The 19,909-nt window shown below is 38.3% G+C and carries 21 protein-coding genes and 3 pseudogenes; 5 read left to right on the top strand and 19 right to left on the bottom strand.

Annotation, left to right across the window (positions count from 1 at the left end; translation table 11 throughout):
* Positions 1–63: 63 nt before the first annotated feature.
* A complete protein-coding gene (locus VV089_RS02245) occupies positions 64–1,533 on the bottom strand; it encodes a hypothetical protein (protein WP_334334809.1) in 1,470 nt (489 codons plus the stop codon).
* 476 nt (positions 1,534–2,009) lie between these two features.
* Positions 2,010–2,432 (bottom strand): IS200/IS605 family transposase, encoded by a 423-nt coding sequence (gene tnpA / locus VV089_RS02240; RefSeq protein ID WP_334334808.1) that lies wholly within the window; start codon positions 2,430–2,432, stop codon positions 2,010–2,012.
* Between the two features lie 305 nt (positions 2,433–2,737).
* Between tnpA and VV089_RS02235 the strand changes: the two genes are divergently transcribed.
* Together VV089_RS02235 and VV089_RS02230 are read left to right on the top strand one after the other, a co-directional pair.
* Entirely contained in the window at positions 2,738–3,604 is an 867-nt protein-coding gene (locus VV089_RS02235) for a tyrosine-type recombinase/integrase (RefSeq protein ID WP_334334807.1), read from the top strand.
* The gene (locus VV089_RS02230) at positions 3,597–4,754 is read left to right on the top strand and encodes an IS91 family transposase (RefSeq protein WP_334334806.1); all 1,158 of its coding nucleotides are present in this window, start codon (positions 3,597–3,599) and stop codon (positions 4,752–4,754) included. The genes VV089_RS02235 and VV089_RS02230 overlap by 8 nt, the downstream gene beginning before the upstream one ends.
* 313 nt (positions 4,755–5,067) lie before the next feature.
* Here the strand turns inward: VV089_RS02230 and VV089_RS02225 are convergent.
* Positions 5,068–5,466 (bottom strand): annotated as a pseudogene (locus VV089_RS02225) (recombinase family protein).
* Between the two features lie 249 nt (positions 5,467–5,715).
* On the opposite strand from VV089_RS02225, the gene VV089_RS02220 reads away from it, so the two are divergent.
* Positions 5,716–5,997, top strand: coding sequence for a hypothetical protein (locus tag VV089_RS02220; protein WP_334334805.1), 282 nt, complete (start codon positions 5,716–5,718; stop codon positions 5,995–5,997).
* A gap of 239 nt (positions 5,998–6,236) precedes the next feature.
* Here the strand turns inward: VV089_RS02220 and VV089_RS02215 are convergent, their stop codons facing one another.
* The 6 genes from VV089_RS02215 to VV089_RS02190 all read right to left on the bottom strand — a co-directional run bounded on the left by VV089_RS02215 (position 6,237) and on the right by VV089_RS02190 (position 11,088).
* Complete coding sequence (locus tag VV089_RS02215; RefSeq protein ID WP_334334804.1) at positions 6,237–6,713, bottom strand: type II toxin-antitoxin system VapC family toxin; 477 nt, start codon at positions 6,711–6,713, stop codon at positions 6,237–6,239.
* A 45-nt stretch (positions 6,714–6,758) separates the two neighbouring features.
* Complete coding sequence (locus VV089_RS02210) at positions 6,759–7,001, bottom strand: hypothetical protein (protein WP_334334803.1); 243 nt, start codon at positions 6,999–7,001, stop codon at positions 6,759–6,761.
* Between the two features lie 306 nt (positions 7,002–7,307).
* Positions 7,308–7,529 carry a hypothetical protein gene (locus VV089_RS02205; protein ID WP_334334802.1) on the bottom strand — a complete coding sequence of 74 codons (222 nt, stop codon included), beginning with the start codon at positions 7,527–7,529 and terminating at the stop codon, positions 7,308–7,310.
* Between the two features lie 454 nt (positions 7,530–7,983).
* Positions 7,984–9,072 (bottom strand): DUF262 domain-containing protein, encoded by a 1,089-nt coding sequence (locus VV089_RS02200; protein WP_334334801.1) that lies wholly within the window; start codon positions 9,070–9,072, stop codon positions 7,984–7,986.
* A 13-nt stretch (positions 9,073–9,085) separates the two neighbouring features.
* Positions 9,086–9,667, bottom strand: coding sequence for a sigma factor (locus tag VV089_RS02195; RefSeq protein ID WP_334334800.1), 582 nt, complete (start codon positions 9,665–9,667; stop codon positions 9,086–9,088).
* Positions 9,668–10,179: 512 nt separating this feature from the next.
* Positions 10,180–11,088, bottom strand: coding sequence for an IS110 family transposase (locus tag VV089_RS02190; RefSeq protein WP_334334799.1), 909 nt, complete (start codon positions 11,086–11,088; stop codon positions 10,180–10,182).
* Between the two features lie 351 nt (positions 11,089–11,439).
* Here VV089_RS02190 and VV089_RS02185 point away from each other — a divergent pair, with 351 nt between their 5' ends.
* The gene (locus VV089_RS02185; protein WP_334334798.1) at positions 11,440–11,733 is read left to right on the top strand and encodes a hypothetical protein; all 294 of its coding nucleotides are present in this window, start codon (positions 11,440–11,442) and stop codon (positions 11,731–11,733) included.
* A 130-nt stretch (positions 11,734–11,863) separates the two neighbouring features.
* Here the strand turns inward: VV089_RS02185 and VV089_RS25170 are convergent.
* From VV089_RS25170 to VV089_RS02135, 10 genes and pseudogenes are all read right to left on the bottom strand, one after another.
* Positions 11,864–12,157, bottom strand: a pseudogene (locus tag VV089_RS25170) (transposase); the annotation flags it as partial.
* 76 nt (positions 12,158–12,233) lie between these two features.
* Positions 12,234–12,314 (bottom strand): annotated as a pseudogene (locus tag VV089_RS25165) (hypothetical protein); the annotation flags it as partial.
* Positions 12,315–12,665: 351 nt separating this feature from the next.
* A complete protein-coding gene (locus VV089_RS02170) occupies positions 12,666–14,060 on the bottom strand; it encodes a sensor histidine kinase (RefSeq protein WP_334334797.1) in 1,395 nt (464 codons plus the stop codon).
* Between the two features lies 1 nt (position 14,061).
* A complete protein-coding gene (locus tag VV089_RS02165; RefSeq protein WP_172541721.1) occupies positions 14,062–14,760 on the bottom strand; it encodes a response regulator transcription factor in 699 nt (232 codons plus the stop codon).
* Between the two features lie 496 nt (positions 14,761–15,256).
* Positions 15,257–15,679 (bottom strand): winged helix-turn-helix domain-containing protein, encoded by a 423-nt coding sequence (locus VV089_RS02160; RefSeq protein WP_334334796.1) that lies wholly within the window; start codon positions 15,677–15,679, stop codon positions 15,257–15,259.
* A gap of 79 nt (positions 15,680–15,758) precedes the next feature.
* Positions 15,759–16,934, bottom strand: coding sequence for an aspartate aminotransferase family protein (locus tag VV089_RS02155; RefSeq protein WP_334334795.1), 1,176 nt, complete (start codon positions 16,932–16,934; stop codon positions 15,759–15,761).
* Between the two features lies 1 nt (position 16,935).
* A complete protein-coding gene (locus VV089_RS02150; RefSeq protein ID WP_022068465.1) occupies positions 16,936–17,205 on the bottom strand; it encodes a TIGR04076 family protein in 270 nt (89 codons plus the stop codon).
* Positions 17,192–18,031, bottom strand: a complete 840-nt coding sequence (locus VV089_RS02145; protein ID WP_172540515.1) for a pyridoxamine kinase — start codon at positions 18,029–18,031, stop codon at positions 17,192–17,194. The genes VV089_RS02150 and VV089_RS02145 overlap by 14 nt, the downstream gene beginning before the upstream one ends.
* Positions 18,032–18,043: 12 nt before the next feature.
* Positions 18,044–18,544 carry an HD domain-containing protein gene (locus tag VV089_RS02140; RefSeq protein ID WP_334334794.1) on the bottom strand — a complete coding sequence of 167 codons (501 nt, stop codon included), beginning with the start codon at positions 18,542–18,544 and terminating at the stop codon, positions 18,044–18,046.
* Between the two features lie 9 nt (positions 18,545–18,553).
* Positions 18,554–19,057 carry an HD domain-containing protein gene (locus VV089_RS02135; protein WP_168354857.1) on the bottom strand — a complete coding sequence of 168 codons (504 nt, stop codon included), beginning with the start codon at positions 19,055–19,057 and terminating at the stop codon, positions 18,554–18,556.
* Positions 19,058–19,191: 134 nt separating this feature from the next.
* Between VV089_RS02135 and VV089_RS02130 the strand changes: the two genes are divergently transcribed.
* Positions 19,192–19,851, top strand: coding sequence for a Crp/Fnr family transcriptional regulator (locus VV089_RS02130; protein WP_334334793.1), 660 nt, complete (start codon positions 19,192–19,194; stop codon positions 19,849–19,851).
* Positions 19,852–19,909 lie beyond the last annotated feature (58 nt).

The raw sequence follows: 19,909 nt of genomic DNA, 5'->3' as shown, positions 1-19,909 counted from the left end.
ATTCCTTGAAACATAAGCAAAAACATCCCTAAATTAATTCCTCCACCGAACACACAAAAATTATTAATATGGTATATATTCTTTTTGTTTTTGCATTCCTCTGGCATATTTTGCCGCTTCTTCATAATCATTCTTTTCTTTTTGTGTTAGCCAAACTTTCCCACTTTCCATTTGTTTTATAATGATATTAAAGTTCCTCTCTAAATAAGCTTCGTCATGTAATAAAAATAATGATAATGTTTTAAGGAGCAATGAAATATTAGACTTTTTATACATTGGCCCTGTAAAATATACACGGTCATTCCATCTACTTCTACATCCATATTGAGATAACTTTTTCCAATATGCTTGTGCTGTTTTATCTTCAACAATAAAGTCATATCCATTTTTGTTTAACAAATCTCTAATACTATTATAAACAGCTTGAAAATTTTTGTTTGTATCTTCTATTATAATATCCTGCAAATTTTCTTTTCCAAACTTATATTGTCCATCCGTAAGTGCATAACATCCTACATTTTCCATAAATTTTTTTAAATGCATCATAAAAGTAACTGGATAAACATACCGCTCATTCTTAATTGAAAAATGTATATATGACTTACTAATTTGCAAAATTTTTATATCCTTATCCTTTAAATGTGTTATAATTTTTCTAATTTTCTTATTCACATATCTTTCGTCATGCACCCTCTTCAATGTATCTACATCAAATACTCCATTATTTTTAGATACTTTCTCCCAAATAGATTTGTTATTTTTTACTAACCATTCAGCTGTTTCTTTATCACAGGACAATGGATTATTTTTTACATTTCTATAATGCTTTTCTGCCTGTTCATATAGGTTAATAAATTTTTCTTTTAATGCACAATAAATTGAAAACACCTCTTTTAAGTCTCCGCCACTCTTTATATAAGCACTTTTAGAAAGATTGAGTTGATAAATCACATCCACAATTCCATTATATAATTTATACGGTAACATAACCGGAAATTCTTTGAATCTATTTTCTGCACCTTCAATAAATCCTATTTCATCTCCTTCAAGTATCTCAAAGTCTATTTTTCTTTTCTGCTGTACCTGCTCCCTCTGCAATTGAGATAAATTCTTCTTCTGTTGCTTGATTCCAGTAATATCAGAATAATTTTTTACGCACTCCGAACCAATATGTAAATTGGTATCTGTAATTTTGTTATGGATATAAAATATATACTTATTAGGTCTTCCACATAATTGACATTTAATAAGGGTATCCACAACATCAAAATTCTTTACAGAATACCATTCTTCCATTATTTTATTCATCATTATTTTTTTGTTTTCCGGATTCAATAATACAGTCCTAGCTTTTTTGTCGAACACTCTATTATTATCCAGATCTGCTTTAGATAATTTTTTATATTCTTGAACACAATCATACAGATTTCCATATACCTCTATGTTTTTGGTTTCATTACTATTTTTAATTAATACCATTTCCTGTTGTGTAATCAACAATCTCTGGACTTTAGCAACCTTAGTCATTTTCATATAGCCCCTTTCAAAACGAATATACGTTCTTACAAAGTATATCATTGAATTCATTCATTTTCAACTGTATATTGTACTTTATTTTTGTAAATCACAACATATTGTATATCTATCTAAAAAACAGAAAAGCCATGCCATCATTGACACAGCTTTCTCTCTAAATAAAAAATAACATTACAACGGCCAATCATTAACCCGAAGCAACCCCAACCCAAGCAAAAAACAAATCCCATCCTTCATACCCTGTATATAGACCCCTTCCAACTCATAATTCTCCTTTTCAATCCCCTTATCATAATACCCCCGTATAACAGACTCTTCTTCTTGCTCCAACTTTTTAAGCAACACATCAAAGTTAGCAACCCCCATTTCAAATGGGGGTTTAGATTTTACCCCTCCGGGGATTATTACTGGTTCCGCCAGAGGCGGGATTTTGCAGTACCATTATTTCTGGTTGCCCTCCTATGTAGGGCTCACTACTTTCTTCCGTCCTCTAGTTTATCATTCTCTTCTTGTTCCTGAATGTATCTGCGTACTGTCTCTTCATTCACATTTCCCACTGTTGAAACGTAATATCCTCTTGCCCAGAAATGTCTATCCCCATATTTACTTCGATACTCTGGGTTTCTGTCAAACAACATCAGTGTACTTTTACCTTTTAGGTATGACATAAATTCCGAAACACACATTTTGGGCGGTATCGCCACATACATGTGAATATGATCCACACATACTTTCCCATCGATTAACTGTACCTGTTTCATCTCACATAGTTTCTTAATAATTTCCACTATGTCTCTTTTTGTTTCTCCATACATAATTTTTCTACGATATTTTGGAATAAACACTATATGATACGTGCAATTCCAACGAGTATGTTGTATACTTTGATTATCCATTTTGGATACCTCCTATGTTTTGATATGGCCTGCGAAACCAATATCATTGTACCAAGTCGCTAGCGCGACGGCTAGCCCTAAGTACATTTAGTTTCAATTTTCTGCCATAAAATATAGCAGTTTTTAAATTTATGATGTATTGTTAAGTTACCACACCAAACAACTTCATAACTTTAAAAACTGCTATGCTTAGTTTATCATGGTTTTTTAATCTCAACAACTACATATTCTTCTTTTTTATCCGTCCGCCTCCCCACTTTTGATATGTAACCGCTGTTTTATTACATTTCAAAGGAGATTTTATCATGGACAATTATTTAGATTCTTTCAGGGAAATGATTTCCCTCCGCGGTCTTGCTGAGCATACCCTTACTAACTACTGCACCTATATCCGTGCCTATCTGGATTACCTTTCCCGCTTTCTCCTTAAAGCTCCCGAAGATGTTTCCTGGAATGAATTGCGTGATTATATCCGCTGGCTCCAGAATTCCAGAAACCTTTCTGACAGGACTATCAACTGTGCCATCTCACAGCTCCGCTTTTTTACCATCTATGTCCTCCACAAAACATGGGACGATACCCAGCTCCCCTTCCGCAGGTTCGATGAATATCTTCCCTATGTCCCCTCCAGACAGGATACCTGGACTTTCATTTCCACTATGCCTGATTTGAAGCAGAAGACCATGACCGCTTTGATGTATTCCTCCGGCCTCCGCATCGGCGAGGTATGCTCCCTGCGTTATGAAGATGTTGAAAGAAAGAATCTCAGGCTCCACATCACTCATGGCAAGAACCGGCATGACCGCTATGCCATCCTTTCAACAGCCGCTCTTGACCTGCTTACCCAGTACTGGTTTCAATACGGAAAACCCCGGGGATATCTTTTCCCCAAGCAGAACGGACAGGACAGGCCCATTGACACCTTTTTCCTTTCCAGACATATCCATGCCCATGAGGACCGCCTTGGCTGGGAACGCAGGCTCACCTGCCATTCTTTCCGGCATGCTTTCGGCACCCATCTGTATGAGGATGGCGTTGACCTGCTTACCATTAAAGCTCTGCTGGGACATAAATCTTTAAGCTCCACCGCCATTTATGTCCATCTGGCCTCCAATGGCACCGGCTCCGCCGTCAGCCCTTTTGACCGCATGGCAGGTGTTTCTCATGGGTGAATTTAAGATCCGGCAGGTATTTGAAGCTTCTTATCAGGCTTATTCCGCAAAAGCGCCTTATCTGTCGGATGTACAGCGTAAAGCGGCACATTCCATCCTGAAATGTAAATCCCCTTCCCTCGGGTGTAACGTAAGCCGCTGTGACTGCTGCGGACATATGGTATTCCACAATAATTCCTGCCGTAACCGCAGCTGCCCTGACTGTCAGGCTGTCTTAAAAGAAATCTGGGCGGACAAGCGCAGGGCCGAGGTTATCGATTCCCCCTATTTCCATGTGGTATTTACTCTTCCACATGAACTGGGGCCGCTCTTTTACCACAACCAAAAGCTCCTTTACGGACTCTTCCACAGATGCTGCGCCCAGACCCTTCTCGAATTAGCTTCAAGCAGGAAATATCTCGGGGCTGTGCCCGGCATCATACAGATCCTCCATACCTGGAACCAGGAGCTTTCCTACCATGTCCATATGCACTGTATTGTTTCCGGAGGCGGCCTTACAAAGGACCATAAGATACGCCTCTCTTCCAATAACTTTTTTATTCCGGTCAGGGTTCTGAGGGATAAATTCAAGGGAAAGTTTATGGCCTGCCTCAGCCTGCTTTATAAGGACGGCTCCCTTGTTTTTCCTTCCTCCTGCTCCGCTCTTAAAAATCCCTGCTCTTTCAGGAAGTGGAAGGATTCCCTTTATGCAAAGGACTGGTGCCCTTACATAAAAGAAACATTCAACGGATTCGGCAATGCAATTGAATATCTTGGGCGTTACACCCACAGAATTGCTGTTTCAAACAGCAGGCTCCTTTCCGTTTCACGGGATTCGGTCTCTTTTTCTGCCAGAGGTTTAAAACCCGGCGGCCCAAAACGCACCATTACACTGGACAACATTGAATTCATCCGCCGCTATCTGATGCACGTCCTGCCTTCCGGTTTTCAGAAAATCCGGTACTATGGTTTCCTGAACAACCGCATGAAGACACACAACCTGACGGTTATTTTTAAACTTCAGGGCGGACAGCGTTTCCGGCAGCGTTATGCCGGTATGGCCATGGCAGAACTGCTCAAAGCGGTCTGGGGTTTTGATATCCGCATCTGCCCGGAGTGCGGCTGTGCTTCCATGAAGCAGCTTGGAAGAATGTATGCGGCTTCCGGATAAAACAGCGTTTTTTCATACTGTTTTTCAAGACCTCCCGGCGGAAGGTCTGTGAAGCATGCCCTTAAATACGAATACCGCATAACAAAGACCTGTCTTCACAGCTTTTTTCATAGGATTCTCCTGTTTAAGGGAGCTGGAAAAGATACTATCCCCATATACATACCGGCTGCACGTCCGCGAATTGGTACAATTGGAAAGAATCACATTCCGAGCAGTTTTATCTTTTGTATAAAGCTGTTCTCTTTTTCTGCTCTGAATCTGATACTTTCCTTAAGAATTGTAACATAGGAGGATTTTTTTACTCTAGGTAACGCTACGGCTTTGCCTCGGCCCCCATTTCAAATGGGGGATATAGATACGATTTCATTATCATCTTTGACAGACTATCATCATTCATCTTTTCCCAATCATTCAGGAATGGAACATCCAGGGCAACAACTCTAATCCCTTTTGATTGTAAGTCCTTAATTTCCATAATTACATCATCCGCATTTCTTCCCAAACGGTCTACATCAGATATAATCAGTGTGTCACCATTCCGAAACTATTTCTTCATATTATGATAATTTGGTCTGTTATCTGCTTTTGTTCCTCCAGTAATGACGTCCGAAATAAATTCATCAATATTGAATCCGTTATTCACAGAATATTCAATGATGGTTTGTTTCTGCCTATCCATCTTTTGGGTTTTATGGTTAGTTGATATTCTCATATAGGCAAATATCTTATTTTCCATCCTAATTCCTCCACAAAATCCATAACTATTTTCATGTAAGATTTTCTTCCCCATTTCTTTATAAAATGATGCAATAACTACCCTACACGAAATCAAATGTATTCATATAAGCTTCGTATAAGCTTCGTTTTATAAGTTCCATTGTCTTTTTCTCCATTTTGACCTATACTATTAATGAAATATGCTGCTTTCCCAAGATACACAATAAATTTTAGGGAGTTGATTGTGATAGACATAGAAATCAGAAAATCAAACAGAATAAAAGATTTTTTACACAAGATATATAACAAATTAGAAGAACTCATATTTTCCATCGTTCAGAAACTACCAGAACACCTTATTCCTCACTGGCTCATGGACTGGATGGAGCAATATCTAAACAAACGTATCACACAATTACAACAGGAAACTATCAAGCAGAATTGGAAAAATATATATCTCCAGAAAGCTGTTACTGAAATCCATAATAGGCAGCAGGACACAAAAGAAGCACCTTCAGATGATTGATTCATCCGTTGGTGCCTCTCACATTTTTAACATTCTGATTTTCCAAATGTTAAATTTTTAATGTTATGCCTTCTGTAGCTTCCTTTCCTGTATTTGTCTGTGTACTTCCATACCACGTTTATTATAATAATCTCGTCTTTCCTGCGGTTCCATATCCTTCGTAAGATAATAGTTATACTCTCTTAATTTATGGATATCCTCTATTGTAAAATTAGGACTTAAAATGGGCTTTTCCATATTCATTCCTCACTTTCTAATAATACAGAGGGATTCAGAATCTCAATAGGTTTATAACCTTTCAGATTTGTAATAGCTCTGACACCTCTGATTGTTTTAATATTGACAATATGCTTAAAGTTCCATGAAATGATACAATCACAAGCATTGACAACAGCAGCGGCAATATGCTGGCAATCATCAAAACTCTTCTTAGTTAATATTCCCATATCAATAATTTGTTGTGCAATATCTGACATATCATCTGTTATTTCAAGAGGTGTATAATCTATCTGCTCCAAATAATCATACATTTTATTTCTTTTCGGCTCTGAACAATCTGCCACTTCTTCCAATGTCACCGTAGACAAATACACCTCATACTTTCCAGCCTTAAACATTTCCCATAATTGCCTTGTATCTGCCATCTTTTCAGGCACATCTTCTTGTAATAAATAGCTGATAACCGATGTATCTAAGTATACTTTTAATTTCCGCATACAGCATCACTCCTATTCTTTCTTATTATGAGAAAATCATTGATACTATCCTCTCAATTCTCTTATATATTGATCTATCTCCTCTGCAGTTCTTCCGCTAGAAATAGCAAAAGAGTCCCATTCAATTAAACTTTTTCTTTTTTCTACTTTTATCTCATCCCTTTTCTTATCAGCTCTATTTAAAATAGTAATAATCACTTCATCTCCAGCACTAAGATTCTTACGCTCATCTTCATTCACAACTATTTGGTTTCCATCATAGTAACCCTTTATTGCTGCTGACATCATAACAACCTCCTGCCATTGCTAAGATTATTTTATACTATTTCACTTCTAAAAATGCTTTATGAGTAAATTTTCTTTTTGAATATTGGCAATTTTACACAGCAAACCGCCTTTCCGCTTGTTAAATATTGTATTTATTATAGCATCTTTTTAATAGATAAACAATCATAACATTTTAGTAATAGGCGCAGCGTTTCCGCTATTCTACATTGTACATATCATTAATCTTTCCATTTAATAAAGACTATCTGTATATAGGCAGCCCCTATTACAATCTCTTCTTTAATAAATTATTATTGTCTCGACTACTTAGTCATCAGCTTTATGGCCTGTTTCATATGCACCTTCCATATGTATTTTTATTTTCTTCCCAAGGTTCCAAAATTCTTCCGCTCTCGCTTTTAAAGATTCAGACATGCCTTTGGTCGGTGAATGTTTCTTTGATATATCCGACAATTCATTTCCATACATCATACAAGCCACATGAATTAACTGTAATTCTTCCTTCGTTAGATTAATTCTTTTATTCATAGTTTTCCCTTTACCCTTTCCGCTATCTGTTATTAAATTGACTATCCTACCGCATACCTGTTATATTTTCCGCTTCTGTTACTATCTCTACATTCTCCACTTATCTGCTTAAAGTACCCATCCAAGCTAAATGAATACGACCTGCTCTGCAAACAGACATATTTCCCATTCTTTAAAACTGTTGTTTCTGATATCACAACATTATTGGTCAAAGAAAGGTGTTTTCTGATAATGCTTTCTAAGGATTTCCGCAAGCCACTATAAACAGTATCCATATAATGCTTGGAACCTTTATTCCCTTCGTTTACAAAAAATATAATCCTATATGAAAACCTGTCCTCAACCATGTTGTAGCCACACAGCCTTGGTCTATATCTGCAAGAATATTTGATATTGTATACATGTTATTTTCTCCATTTTTATATAGAAGGGGAAGTCAAGCTCCCCCTTTCTGCTATGCCGCCTGTCTGACTTCCTTTAAGTACTGTTCCATCACTTTCACAAGATAATCAATTTTTCCATGTACCACGCTTGAATCTCTTGTTGCTTTATTCGCATCCCACATTTCCCAAGATTCCCCATCAATCTCTGTTTCCTTGCCTCCGTTTACAAACCACTCAAGAAATTTTCCAAAATCTTTGTCTTTCCATCCTGATTCAACAAATGTCTTGAATGCTGTCACAAATATATGGGCGTGTTTACTGTTGAATAATGCCCTAATATCCTTTGTTTTTTCCACAGATATGGTCAGCCTTGTCAGCAGATCATTCAGATTATTAAAGTCGGAAATGCTTGCATTCTCATTCAGTGCTTTAAAATTTGTTTTCGTGTCCTTTCGATACAAGTCAGGAAAGTTGCATAGCAAAGCCGTTTCACTGATTACACGTTCCAGTGTCCCGTTTTTCCTGTCATTGCGGCTACAGTTATACACATCAAGAAAAAAGCGGTTTTCTGCGATATTACGTATCTCCGATGCAAATTCATCCATATACGTAAATCCTTTTTGTGCCGTATTCATGGCCGTATGATTGTTATATTTGCGGACTAACTTTGAAATTTCCGTTGTATCACAATTTTGGTGTATGGCAACCTCAATCTGATAACCATTAAACCGATCCTTTAATTCCTCTGGAAGCTGATTATAGGTCTTGTTGCGGATGTCGTATTCTACAGATTCCCATATGATTTCCCCCTGTTCATCTCGCTTCGGGTTTCCGTTTTCATCTAAAATTTTCCGCTGATAGGTTACAATGGATTCATCCAGATTTTTTGTAATTCTGGTATTAGCATAGCGGAACATGGAAAGAGTGCTTGAACGTTGGAGGCCATCTATGATCCATTGTTTTGTGATTCCATTTACAATCTCTTCTCCAAGGATGATAGGCGGAATATAATTTTCCGTAAGCACCGTGAAAATCAACTCATTGACCATGTTAGAATTCCACTGACCGGATCTTCTCTGGCACTCCTGACCACTACGAATTGTCTCTGCCTTCATCAGTTTTAAGTACTGATCTAAACTGTAGGTCTGTTTTCTAATCATGATAATTTCCTCCCTAGAATAAAATTTTTACGTTCTCATAACTTCTCATAGTCTGCATGTTTTCTGCATATCTCTTTTCAGAAATTTCTAATATCCGGCATATCTCATTAACCTTATATCCATCAATCAGAAGGTTTAGTATGTTTACCTGCTCATTGGATAACCTTGAAATGTACTGTTGAACCTTATCTTGATACTGTCCGCCTTCCTGTCTCTTTGCCACTTCCTCAAACGTATCAAAATCAGATGATAAGAAATCTAACAAATTACATTCTTCATCATTTCTCATAATTCCATCTAAGGATATGGCAAACTGATTTAAAATCCTTTTCTGCCGGTGTCTGCGTGTCAGTTCCGTTTTAAACTTTTTCTGTAAACAAGAGTACTGGAACCCTTCGAAGCTGATACCCATATCAGAATTGTATGAGTTATAAGCCCGCCATAAGGTCAAATTTGCGATGGAATAGAAATCATCGTAGTCAGCTTTTGCCAGAGGTTCATTAAACCTTGAAAAGATTGACTTTGAAATCTTTTTCAACAGCCGCATTTCATTATCACAATAGAGCCACAATACTGCCAAGTCCACACCTGCCATAACTATTAGCTCCTTTCCTTTCAAATTGATTTTGTATGAATTGTTTATTGATTCAATGGCCTATTGAATTAGCAGGCGTGCAGGGAATCGAACCCTACAAAAACCATTCGCCCATCCTTTGATTACCTGCTTTCTTTCCTCGGCTTGTCCTGATGCCATTTAACAGAACCGCCGGAAAAATTTGTCTTCTCCTGATAAATACTTGATTTTCCTACTCTGTCAATAACATTGCCTTTCTTCGTGACCGCAATTCTAACTGTTTGTGTCTGCATTTTTGCTGTTCCTTCCTTATTAACTCAAACTTCGCACATAGATCTTAGCTATGCACCTTGCTACGAAAATAAAACTCGTAACCAAGAACTGAACCTTGACAACAAATGTTTTCAACAATCATAAAAGCAACACGATAAAGCAGTCATAAAAATGGCTGCTGTCAGTGAAATATTGGTATTACAGAAAAATCAGGCTTGCACTTCCACATGATAGCCATGTTTCTCTAATTCATGTATGTATCAGGAAAGCTGTTTTTGTTCGCAGCTTTTGCGTCTGGCTTCAAAACAGGATTCATCGAAAAGAGTTCCTTGCTTTAGCATGGTGTAAATAATTACAAGAAGTTTTCTTGCAAGGGCAATAATAGTAGCCTTTTTAGCTCCCTTCTTCTGTTTGAGCCTCCAGTACCAAGCAGACAGATAGGGATTTCGTTTTCCGGCAATCACCCAGGCAATTCCGCAAAGCATACTTTTTATGCAAGGGTTGCCTTTGGTGACGGATGTGCTTTTACGTTTCCCTGCGCTTTCATTATTGCCCGGGCACAGACCTGCCCATGAGCAGATATGCTCCGCAGTTTTGAACGGCTTCATGTCAATGCCGATCTCAGCAATGATTGCGCAGGAAGCCGTTGTGCTGATTCCATAAATGCTGCTCAGCTGCTCCACCTGCAAGGCAAATGGGGACATGTCCGCCTCAAGGCTCTTCTCGATTTCAGCAAGATGTCCTTTTAAGGAATCATAATGGTCCATAAGAATCTTCAAGAAGGCTTTTTGATGTTCTGACAGGGTTCCATTTACAGACATGAGGATTTCATCGATATGATTTCTCGTCTTTGTTTTTAAGCAGGAATCCAAAGAAGCCCTGTCAATCTGCCCATGTTCAATCAGGTGTCGTATGATGTTCCTGCCTAAAGCACCAAAAATATCTGAAATAAAAGAGGACAGACGGAAGCCGGAGCTTTGCAGAAACTTCTCAACCCTGTTTTTCTGGGATGTGATGTCACGGATGACGCTCTTACGGTAACGGTTTAAGTCACGGAACTCCCGGATTTCAGAGTTTGTCGGCTTGCCCAAAGGGCCAGTCAGGATACAGGCAACAATTTTATCTTTGTGGACATCCAGCCCACAGGAAATTTCCAGAAGGTCTTTCATACAGAGCATCTCCTTTGCAATTGAATGGGCAGGAGATTTGCCCGAGGTGATACGGACTTTGCTACTCGTGCTAACCATAAAAGGCGCGACAATATGCTGTGCTCAAGGGCAAAACATTTACGTTGAAAAACGGGGTGCAGATCCTCCAAGGTGCGTCCAAACTTAATCCTGCCTGAAACTATTATAAATCAAGACAGGAAGCTAAAACAGTAGTGGAGCCAGCCCCCTCCTATTTTCATTATAGGCTGTGATAACCCTTCATGATTCGTTGATAATTGAATAGACTTTATACTCTGGATGTGGTATATTTCTATTTAACAGATGGGACAACCAAAAAAGGAGTATGATAAAATGTCAGATAACGAATTGTTACTTGCAATATCTGAAATTATTGAAAAAAAGATAAAAGCAGAAGTCGAACCGCTAAAACTTGATATTCAACAAATAAAAGATGAACAAACAAGAATCAATTTAATAATTGAGAATGAAATTTGTACTGATATCAAATTATTATTACAAAATTATCTACCTGCTGCAAAACGCTACGAAAAAGCTACTGCAAAGATTGAATCAATGCAATCTGATATCAATGTTATGAAAAGCGGAATCCGGGAACACAGCGAAAAGTTGCAAAAAATTTCATAATCTAACTACTACATAACTATCACTAAAAAGAGTGTAAAGTCTATTGAATCAGCAAAGTGCTGTTATGTTTGTTGATGCTATTTTCTCATAAAAAGGAGACGATATCTAGGTACGTCCTATCTACCGCTTACAAAAGAAACATGAAATTGATATCTCTTTTACAGTTAAGCTCCATGGAACGGGAAGAATAATCCCCATTCATGTAAGAGTAAAGTACAATCTTCAGAAGAGTTTTCGGGGATACTGAATGTATTCTTTCGTAAGTAGAATATAAGTCAGTCAAATCCATCGCCTCCACAAACTGACTCAGTAACCGCACAGAATCATCCTCCGGAATGATCGTTTCAATATTTAGCGGAAGTTTTAATTGATATCCGCTTTGATTTAGGCTATAATTTTTCTGTAAGTTAATGTGTTTGGTCATACATTAATTTTACACTAACTGCCGGATTCTTTCGAGGTCTGGCAGTTATTTTTTTGCATAGAAAAGGAGCTGCGCACTAATTACTTAGTGCGACAGCCCCCTCTTTTGCATTACATAGTCCGTTTACAGTTGCTTCTATAACGGAAAGCTCTCTATCATCTAATCTGTTGAGCTGTGCGTCTAAGCGTCTGCGGACAGAACTTTTTTGACTTCCTTGTTAGGGAATATGTACTCGTCAACCGACACATCGAACATCGTAATAAGCTGGATAAACAGCTCGATACTTGGGTACTGCCCCTCGTTTTCAACCGCTTGCAGATGTCTTGGGTCATAATCGACAATACGGGCAAGCTACTCTCTGGTCATTCCTTTGGCTTTGCGGGCTTTTTTGATTGCCTGCCCTAACGGAGTAAAATCTCTTGATATAGGAGATTTAATATCTGCTTATGAGCGATAAAAATTCATATATAAAGCCGATGCACCTACAAAAAGCACATCGGCTCTGTTTTTATGCCAGTATTGGTAATGTGAGTTTCACTGAGAAGCCACCATAGGAGCTGTGTTCAATATCGGTTCTTCCACCGTGTGCGGATACAATCTGTTTTACGATAAGCAACCCTAAACCATGTCGTTGCTCGGTTGTGTTCTCATCGCAAAGCATATAATGAGGTGTTTTGTTGAGCTTTTCTATTAACTCATCTGTTGCTCCAACACCATCATCAGAAACTATTATGGTACAACAATTATCAACCGTAACGCCAATATAGATTTTGCAGCCTTGTTCGTTATGATTGATACTGTTTTGAATGAGATTACTGACCGCTCGTTTTAATAAATCCTTATCAGCGTTTACAGGACATACAGTTAGGGCTTCATCTGTTTGCCATTCAATCGGATATTTATCCTCAATATCCATATTGAAAAAATCAACAACGACTTGGCGAACAATAGCAATCAGATTTTGCTTTGCAGGATTTATCGGCTGCATATTGTACTCTAACTTAGAAGCGAGATTAAGGTCATTGATTAAATTCTGCATACGCTTACCTTGTTTTACAATAACTTCCGCCTTATGGCGTTCTTCGTCAGTCAAATTTGCATCGTCTTTTAGTTGACCTGCATAGCCCATAACCATAGACAGAGGAGTTCTAATGTCGTGCGAAACTCCTGCAATCCAGTTTGCTCTGGCAGTTTCCTTTTTCCTTAACTGTTGCCGCTGTTCTTGCAATATATTAGAAGTCCGATTGATATTGGCAGAAATATCAGAAAGCATACCTTTTTCTGGAATATGAACATGCTCTTCGATGGATAAATCTTGTATGCCTTTTGTAATCGGTTTTACAAGTTTTAAGAATTTCATATTTGCTATTACATAAATCAGCAGGATAACCGCAATATTGACAGCTAAAACAATAAAAACGATTTGTGGTAAGTGGGCAAAAAAGTTATAGTTCCAACTTGCCCTTGTATGTTTCCAAAAGCTGTCTTTAGGATAGCCAAGAACAACAATGCCATTTTTTGTTTCGCCTGTGTAAGCAGGATACCCATTGAGATACCCGACAGATAAATCAGCTATATCAGACAATGAGTAATTGGCAGGTATTGTATCGGGAACATTTTCTGTTCTCCACACGATTTGCAGGGTATCGTTATCAACAACAAATGCCCATATGTTTTGTTCTTTTAATTGCGTGGAAATATCTTCCTGCAATGTATATCCGCTTTCGGATATTTGAAACGCCTTGCCTGTCTGTATTGCCACATTATATGGCGAGTCAGTAACAGATGGCGATTGCCAAGCCATAAGGAACGCTAATATAACAAAATTAGCAAATACCAACAGCACGAAGCTCAACAAAAGAATACCCGTAAAACGCCGTATGAGTTTAGGTAAATTGTACATGTTATCTGCCCTCCACAATTAGTTTGTATCCCAATCCTTTTATTGTTACCAATGAAACAGGTTGTGAGGGATTTAACTCTATTTTCTCTCTGATACGGCGGATATGTGCCATTAGAGAATTTTCATATCCGAATGGATTATCTCCCCATGCAGCTTCGCATAAGGTATCAATCGTTACAATTCGTCCTGCATTGCGGTATAAGGCAGATAACAAATCATGCTCTTTTGCGGTCAATGGAATATGCTCTCCGTTTTTTATTACTTCGGCTCGTGAAAAGTCAATTTGGCTTCCATGAAGTTTAACAAGCGGATTTTCATCTTTGTAACTTCTTCTTAAAATTGCTCTAATGCGGAATAGCAGTTCCTTTGGTAAAAATGGTTTTACAATATAATCGTCTGCCCCAAGACCGAAACCCTTGAACTTATCATCATCTTCGCCGCAGGCAGTTAAAAATAGTACTGGATATTCACCTTTTAATTTTTCCATTAAAGAGAAGCCATCGCCGTCTGGAAGCATTACATCAAGAATAGCAAGCTCTGGTTGAAAACTATCTGCTAAATCAAGGGCTTCTTTTACTGTTTTGGCAGTTGCTATTTGGCAAAAGCCTGCTTCTCCTAAAATTGATACAACCATATCTAAAAGCTCCTGTTCATCGTCGACAAGCAGTATGCGTTTACTCAACAAATAATCGTTGTTCATAAGACAGCTCCTTTTCGAATTCATGCGAAAACGAAGGACAAGCGGCGGACTCCGGCAGCGGCATAAAGTTCTGCCGGAACGCAAAAAAGCGCCTGCATAGACATAAAAGTCTACACAGACGCTTAATTCGTATTTTTCATGTTCTAATTGTTCCTCTTGTTGTCCGGAATATCCCAATTGCAGGGAGTCGCTTTTTTTAAGCGATCACCACTACACAGATATCCGGTTTCAATAAATAGTGCTGCTTCGGATCAGCAGCATAGTTTCCCAACACATAAAAACACCCCTCCTTGCTCAAACGGAGCTTGAAGGGGAACAGGTATGGGCGTGTCTTTATAGCCCGTCAAGATACCGTTTTTTTTGACGGGCTTCGTTAGCTTTTCTTATCCATTATAACAGGTAGCTATCGAATTTCTCTGTAAAACTGCTGTAATGACATACTAATTTTCAGTTTTTTTGCAAAAAACAGTCATGTCAAGACACCATGACTGTTTTTCTATAATGGTTTGACAGCAAAGATATACCCTAAGCTGGAAACCGTTTGTATATAAATGGGATGTTCCTTATCCGGTTCAATTTTTTGCCGAATTCTACTAATCGTATTAGCGATTGCTACCAAAGAGCTTTCACTATCCTCATGCCATACATTTTCAAAAATTTGCTCTTTGCTACATAACCAACCAGGTCGTTGCGCCAGAAATACCAGAACTCCGTATTCATATCTTGATAGTTTCACATCCTTACCATTACGTAGTACCCGCCGCTGATGTAATCTAATTTCCAACCCTGGGTATGTCAGTGTAGAAGATAGGAACGGATAACCTTCATGGTCACCATCATCATGCCAAACCATCAACGGATTCTCAGTTGTTGCTCCGCTATCCTCGGTAATTCTGGCAATAATTTCAATTTTCTTCACAGCTATCCCTTTTGTGCCGAATTATCAAAATATCGCTCATTATTGGAATTCACGTTGATTCAGCATATATGTACTCTAGTTATAATATTTTCTTAAGCACATACAGTAACGCATCAATATGCTCTTTCTCTAAAATCAACGAAGGCAACAGGCGAATCACATGTGAACCTGAAGGAATTACGATAATTCCCGCTTCTTGTAAAGCATTTATATAGTATGCGGCAGGTACAGACAGTTCAATTCCTTTCATAAGCCCCAGTCCGCGCACCTCTTTGATCACAACTTTTTGAGCGGCCAATTCGGACAATGCCTTATCTAAATAGGTCGTCATAGCCCTGACATTCGCCAATATGTTATACTGTTGATAAAGCTGGAATACAGCAGTAACGGCTGCAGCGGCCAGAGGATTGGAGCCGTAAGTTGTGCCATGATCTCCTGCACACAATACACCGGTTGCTGCCCCTCTGGTTCCAATTGCACCTACCGGAATTCCGCATCCCAAAGCCTTTGCCGAAACCACAATGTCGGGAGCAACGTCGTACAGCTGATACGCAAACATATTTCCGCTTCTGCCCATACCACATTGAATCTCATCCAAAACCATCAAAATTTTGTTCTCATCGCAAAGCTTTCGGACTCCTTTGATAAAGTACTCAGTGGTAGGATAAATTCCGCTCTCACCTTGTACTGTTTCCATAAAAATTGCACAGGTATTTTTTGTAATCAAGCGTTTAACGCTGTCCAGATCATTGAAATCGGCAAATTTAACATGAGCAAGCATAGGAGCAAAAGGTTCCTGATAGGTTGCTTTCCCTGTTATGGATAACGCCCCCATAGATCTGCCGTGAAAGGATTTTTTCATGGCAATGATCTCTCCATTATGATTATTATGCTTCAAAAAATGATATTTCTTAGCAATTTTAACCGCACCTTCGATTGCTTCCGTTCCAGAATTGGTGAAAAACACCTGCTCCATGCCAGATGCCTGATTGAACAGCTTTGCAGCTTCAATCGCAGGAACATTATAAAAAAGATTAGAGGTGTGTAGCAGCTTCTCCATCTGTTCTTGCAGTGTACGTGTGTAATTCTGATCGTGATATCCCAAAGCACACACACCGATTCCAGACCCGAAATCCAAATACCGTTTTCCCTCTGTATCATAAAGGTACATACCTTCGCCATGATCCCATACAATGGGATAACGATTATATACAGGAACAAACTGCTGATTTGCTTGTTTGATATAAGGATTCATTTCAGTTCTTTTCCTCCTCTACTTCAATTTTAAATACATTGATTACATCCACATCTGGACAGCAGAATACAATGGAGCCATCTGGTTGGCTGGGGAGTTTTCCCCCATACCGCAGAATGTCAATGTAAGGGAAAGCCACGTGCATGGCCATTGGGCAGAGAGCGCCTCTTTCGGTATCAAAGTCAAAGGTATCTCCAATTCGATGACCACGATGGCACCCCATATGTCCCTTTTGATCTATTAAACTGATTTTAATTTTAGGCTTTTTCATCGTTAATTTCCTCCAAAAATTGTTCAATGGGAATTCCCTTGTATTTGTCAGTATCATGTAGATTAGCATAAATAATTTTTTCGAGTTGTCTCATTGCACTTTGTACGCTCTCTAAAATCTGGCCTGATTTTAAATAATGCCCTACTACAATCGCCATAAAAATATCCCCTGTACCTGGAAAACGCACCGGTATTTCTTCATAAGGAAGCAAGATACACGAATTTTTCGGAGAACTTTTTACAACAGTAAACATTCTTCCATTGATATTTGCGCTTGTAATCACAACGGATTTGGCACCAAGCGTATGTAGTCGATTTGCGATTACTTCAATTTCCGGTTCAGAGTAAGTGTGTTTAACTGTGTATTCGGATAAAAAGCACGCCTCCGTAATATTGGGGACAATCACATCTGCAATAGAACACAACCGTTTCATGTAAGCGACTACTTGATTTGTTACACCATTGTATCGTTTTCCGTCATCTCCCATAATTGGATCAACAAAAATCGAAGTACCTGATTTTTGTTGTTCCTTACAGTATTCATATACAAGAGATGACTGCCTTTCCGACACAATAAATCCGGTACAGATTGCGTCGAAAGAAAACATGAGTTTCTTCCATACCAGAAGCGTATTTTCCATATATTCTGTTGTATCCAGAATATCAAACTGACCATAATCCAGAGTGTTTGAAACAAGTGCAGTAGGCAAATTGAAAGTTTCAAATTTCAAGTGAGATAAAACAGGAATCATGACAGATAAGGCGACCTTGCCATAACCTGCCATATCATTGATCAATAAAATTTGAGTTTGCTTTTTATCTGCCATAGCCATATTTCCTCAGTGACCGAAATAACAAAGTCTGCACAGTGTTTTTCCTGACTCTGTTTGAAAAATCTTCTGTAATGTGGTTTCTATTATGTTTTTTCCCAGATTATCTTCATAAAAATTTACCAAAAAATCTGCTTCCACAAGAATCTGATAGTCAATACCATCTATATCTGCGTAGGTATGATGGTGTCCTAAATAGCAGATTCGATTGATGTCTGCTTCCTCAAATCCCAGCTCTCCCAACATTTTGCGGGCATAAAAAGGACCTTCTTGCTCCTGTAATCTCCCACTGGACATCCCATACTTTTCTTCTGCCGGCCGAATACCAATATCATGAACCAATGCGGCGCATTCGGTCAAAAACTGACTATGCCCATCCAACTGTTCCATACGACCAATCATCTGTGCAAAACTGTGAACTTTTATCAAATGATGAATGCGTTGTGGATCATTCTGGTTAAAATGAATCATCTTCCGCATTAACATATCAATTATATTTTCCTGATACATAATACCCTCCTATTCCATTTCTTTTTTCAAACAAAGTGCCATCAGTTCCTTTCCTCCATCTGTTTGAAAAATTTTCTTTATATACTCTGCTTTTTTATAATCTGGCCGGTTTTCATAGCAGTTTACAATTAGATCGGCTTCCATCAAAAGTTGCAATAGTTTATTTTTGGGCTTGTCATAATCATGATGGCAATTCACCAGTTCAATGATTTTCGGAACATACGACGGAAGATAATTGGCCGATTCTAAAAAGCGAGTCACAAGGATAGATACCACCTGTTTCTGATTGTTCTGACTGGCATCCCCGTTATAATGTTCTTTGCAATATTTAATTGCCACATCATGTAAAATGGCTGCTGCTTGCAAAATTTGCTGATCTTCAACAGAAATTTTTTCTTGCTCACCAAACAGCTTGGCTAATGCATAAACCTTAAGGATATGTTGCGTACGTCTACAATGTCCTTCTTCATAGCACAATACACTGTATAAAAGATGGGTTTCATTATTAATCACGTTGACAAGTATCCTTTCTTGAAAAATTTTTATATCTCTTTATAAGAATAAAGCATTTTTCATCAGTTCTGTGTTGCGCTTGCAACACCTACCACAAAATGCTATACTTTATCTCAGAAGAAAGGAGAGACAATATGCAACTTAATTTCAAACAACTTGCTTCGCTCCCAATCTTCAATGGTATTTGTGAAGAGGATCTTCCAGCCATGTTGAATTGTTTGGGAAGCTTCCAAAAAAATTATCAAAAAGATGAAATTATCCTTCTGGAAGGTAATGAGGTTCGAAGTGTTGGCATTATATTGTCTGGCATCGTCCATATGGCTAAGGAAGATTCAGAAGGCTACCAGACACTCCTTGTAGCAATGAAAGATGGTGAGCTTTTTGGGGAATCTTTTTCTTGTGGAAGCCATTTAGATGCACATGTTAGTTTTTTCGCAGCTGCACCCTGTACAGTTCTATTTTTACCTTTCCATAAAATTATTCACTCATGTAAAATGAGCTGTACCTTTCATCATCGGTTGATTGAAAATATGGTTCAACTGATAGGAGACAAAAATGTTCAGCTGATGCACAAAATTGAAGTAATCTCGAAAAAAACTCTACGAGAAAAAATTCTTACATATTTACAGCAACAAGCCCTTGATCAAGATAGCAGGCAATTTACCATCCCCTTAAGTCGACTTGAATTGGCTAAATATCTATGTGCCGACCGCAGCGCGTTAACTCGAGAACTATCTTATATGCAAAAGGATGGACTGATTTCTTATGAAAAAAACACATTCCAACTGTTATAATTGAATACTACAAGCTCCCCATTAAATAATCTACAGCATCAAACAAAGAAGAATCCAC

Origin of the sequence: Candidatus Merdisoma sp. JLR.KK011, from assembly GCF_036941125.1 — a bacterium.
Taxonomy (GTDB): Bacteria; Bacillota; Clostridia; order Lachnospirales; family Lachnospiraceae; genus Laedolimicola.
Note: the sequence above shows the minus strand (reverse complement) of the source record. Positions and strands in the feature narration are given on the sequence as shown.

Coding starts and splice junctions, on each gene's coding strand:
- VV089_RS02245 (WP_334334809.1), bottom strand. CDS start 1,533: ATGAAAATGACTAAGGTTGCTAAAGTCCAGAGATTGTTGATTACACAA.
- tnpA (WP_334334808.1), bottom strand. CDS start 2,432: ATGGATAATCAAAGTATACAACATACTCGTTGGAATTGCACGTATCAT.
- VV089_RS02235 (WP_334334807.1), top strand. CDS start 2,738: ATGGACAATTATTTAGATTCTTTCAGGGAAATGATTTCCCTCCGCGGT.
- VV089_RS02230 (WP_334334806.1), top strand. CDS start 3,597: ATGGGTGAATTTAAGATCCGGCAGGTATTTGAAGCTTCTTATCAGGCT.
- VV089_RS02215 (WP_334334804.1), bottom strand. CDS start 6,713: ATGCGGAAATTAAAAGTATACTTAGATACATCGGTTATCAGCTATTTA.
- VV089_RS02210 (WP_334334803.1), bottom strand. CDS start 7,001: ATGATGTCAGCAGCAATAAAGGGTTACTATGATGGAAACCAAATAGTT.
- VV089_RS02205 (WP_334334802.1), bottom strand. CDS start 7,529: ATGAATAAAAGAATTAATCTAACGAAGGAAGAATTACAGTTAATTCAT.
- VV089_RS02200 (WP_334334801.1), bottom strand. CDS start 9,072: ATGATTAGAAAACAGACCTACAGTTTAGATCAGTACTTAAAACTGATG.
- VV089_RS02195 (WP_334334800.1), bottom strand. CDS start 9,667: ATGGCAGGTGTGGACTTGGCAGTATTGTGGCTCTATTGTGATAATGAA.
- VV089_RS02190 (WP_334334799.1), bottom strand. CDS start 11,088: ATGAAAGACCTTCTGGAAATTTCCTGTGGGCTGGATGTCCACAAAGAT.
- VV089_RS02185 (WP_334334798.1), top strand. CDS start 11,440: ATGTCAGATAACGAATTGTTACTTGCAATATCTGAAATTATTGAAAAA.
- VV089_RS02170 (WP_334334797.1), bottom strand. CDS start 14,060: ATGTACAATTTACCTAAACTCATACGGCGTTTTACGGGTATTCTTTTG.
- VV089_RS02165 (WP_172541721.1), bottom strand. CDS start 14,760: ATGAACAACGATTATTTGTTGAGTAAACGCATACTGCTTGTCGACGAT.
- VV089_RS02155 (WP_334334795.1), bottom strand. CDS start 16,934: ATGAATCCTTATATCAAACAAGCAAATCAGCAGTTTGTTCCTGTATAT.
- VV089_RS02150 (WP_022068465.1), bottom strand. CDS start 17,205: ATGAAAAAGCCTAAAATTAAAATCAGTTTAATAGATCAAAAGGGACAT.
- VV089_RS02145 (WP_172540515.1), bottom strand. CDS start 18,031: ATGGCAGATAAAAAGCAAACTCAAATTTTATTGATCAATGATATGGCA.
- VV089_RS02140 (WP_334334794.1), bottom strand. CDS start 18,544: ATGTATCAGGAAAATATAATTGATATGTTAATGCGGAAGATGATTCAT.
- VV089_RS02130 (WP_334334793.1), top strand. CDS start 19,192: ATGCAACTTAATTTCAAACAACTTGCTTCGCTCCCAATCTTCAATGGT.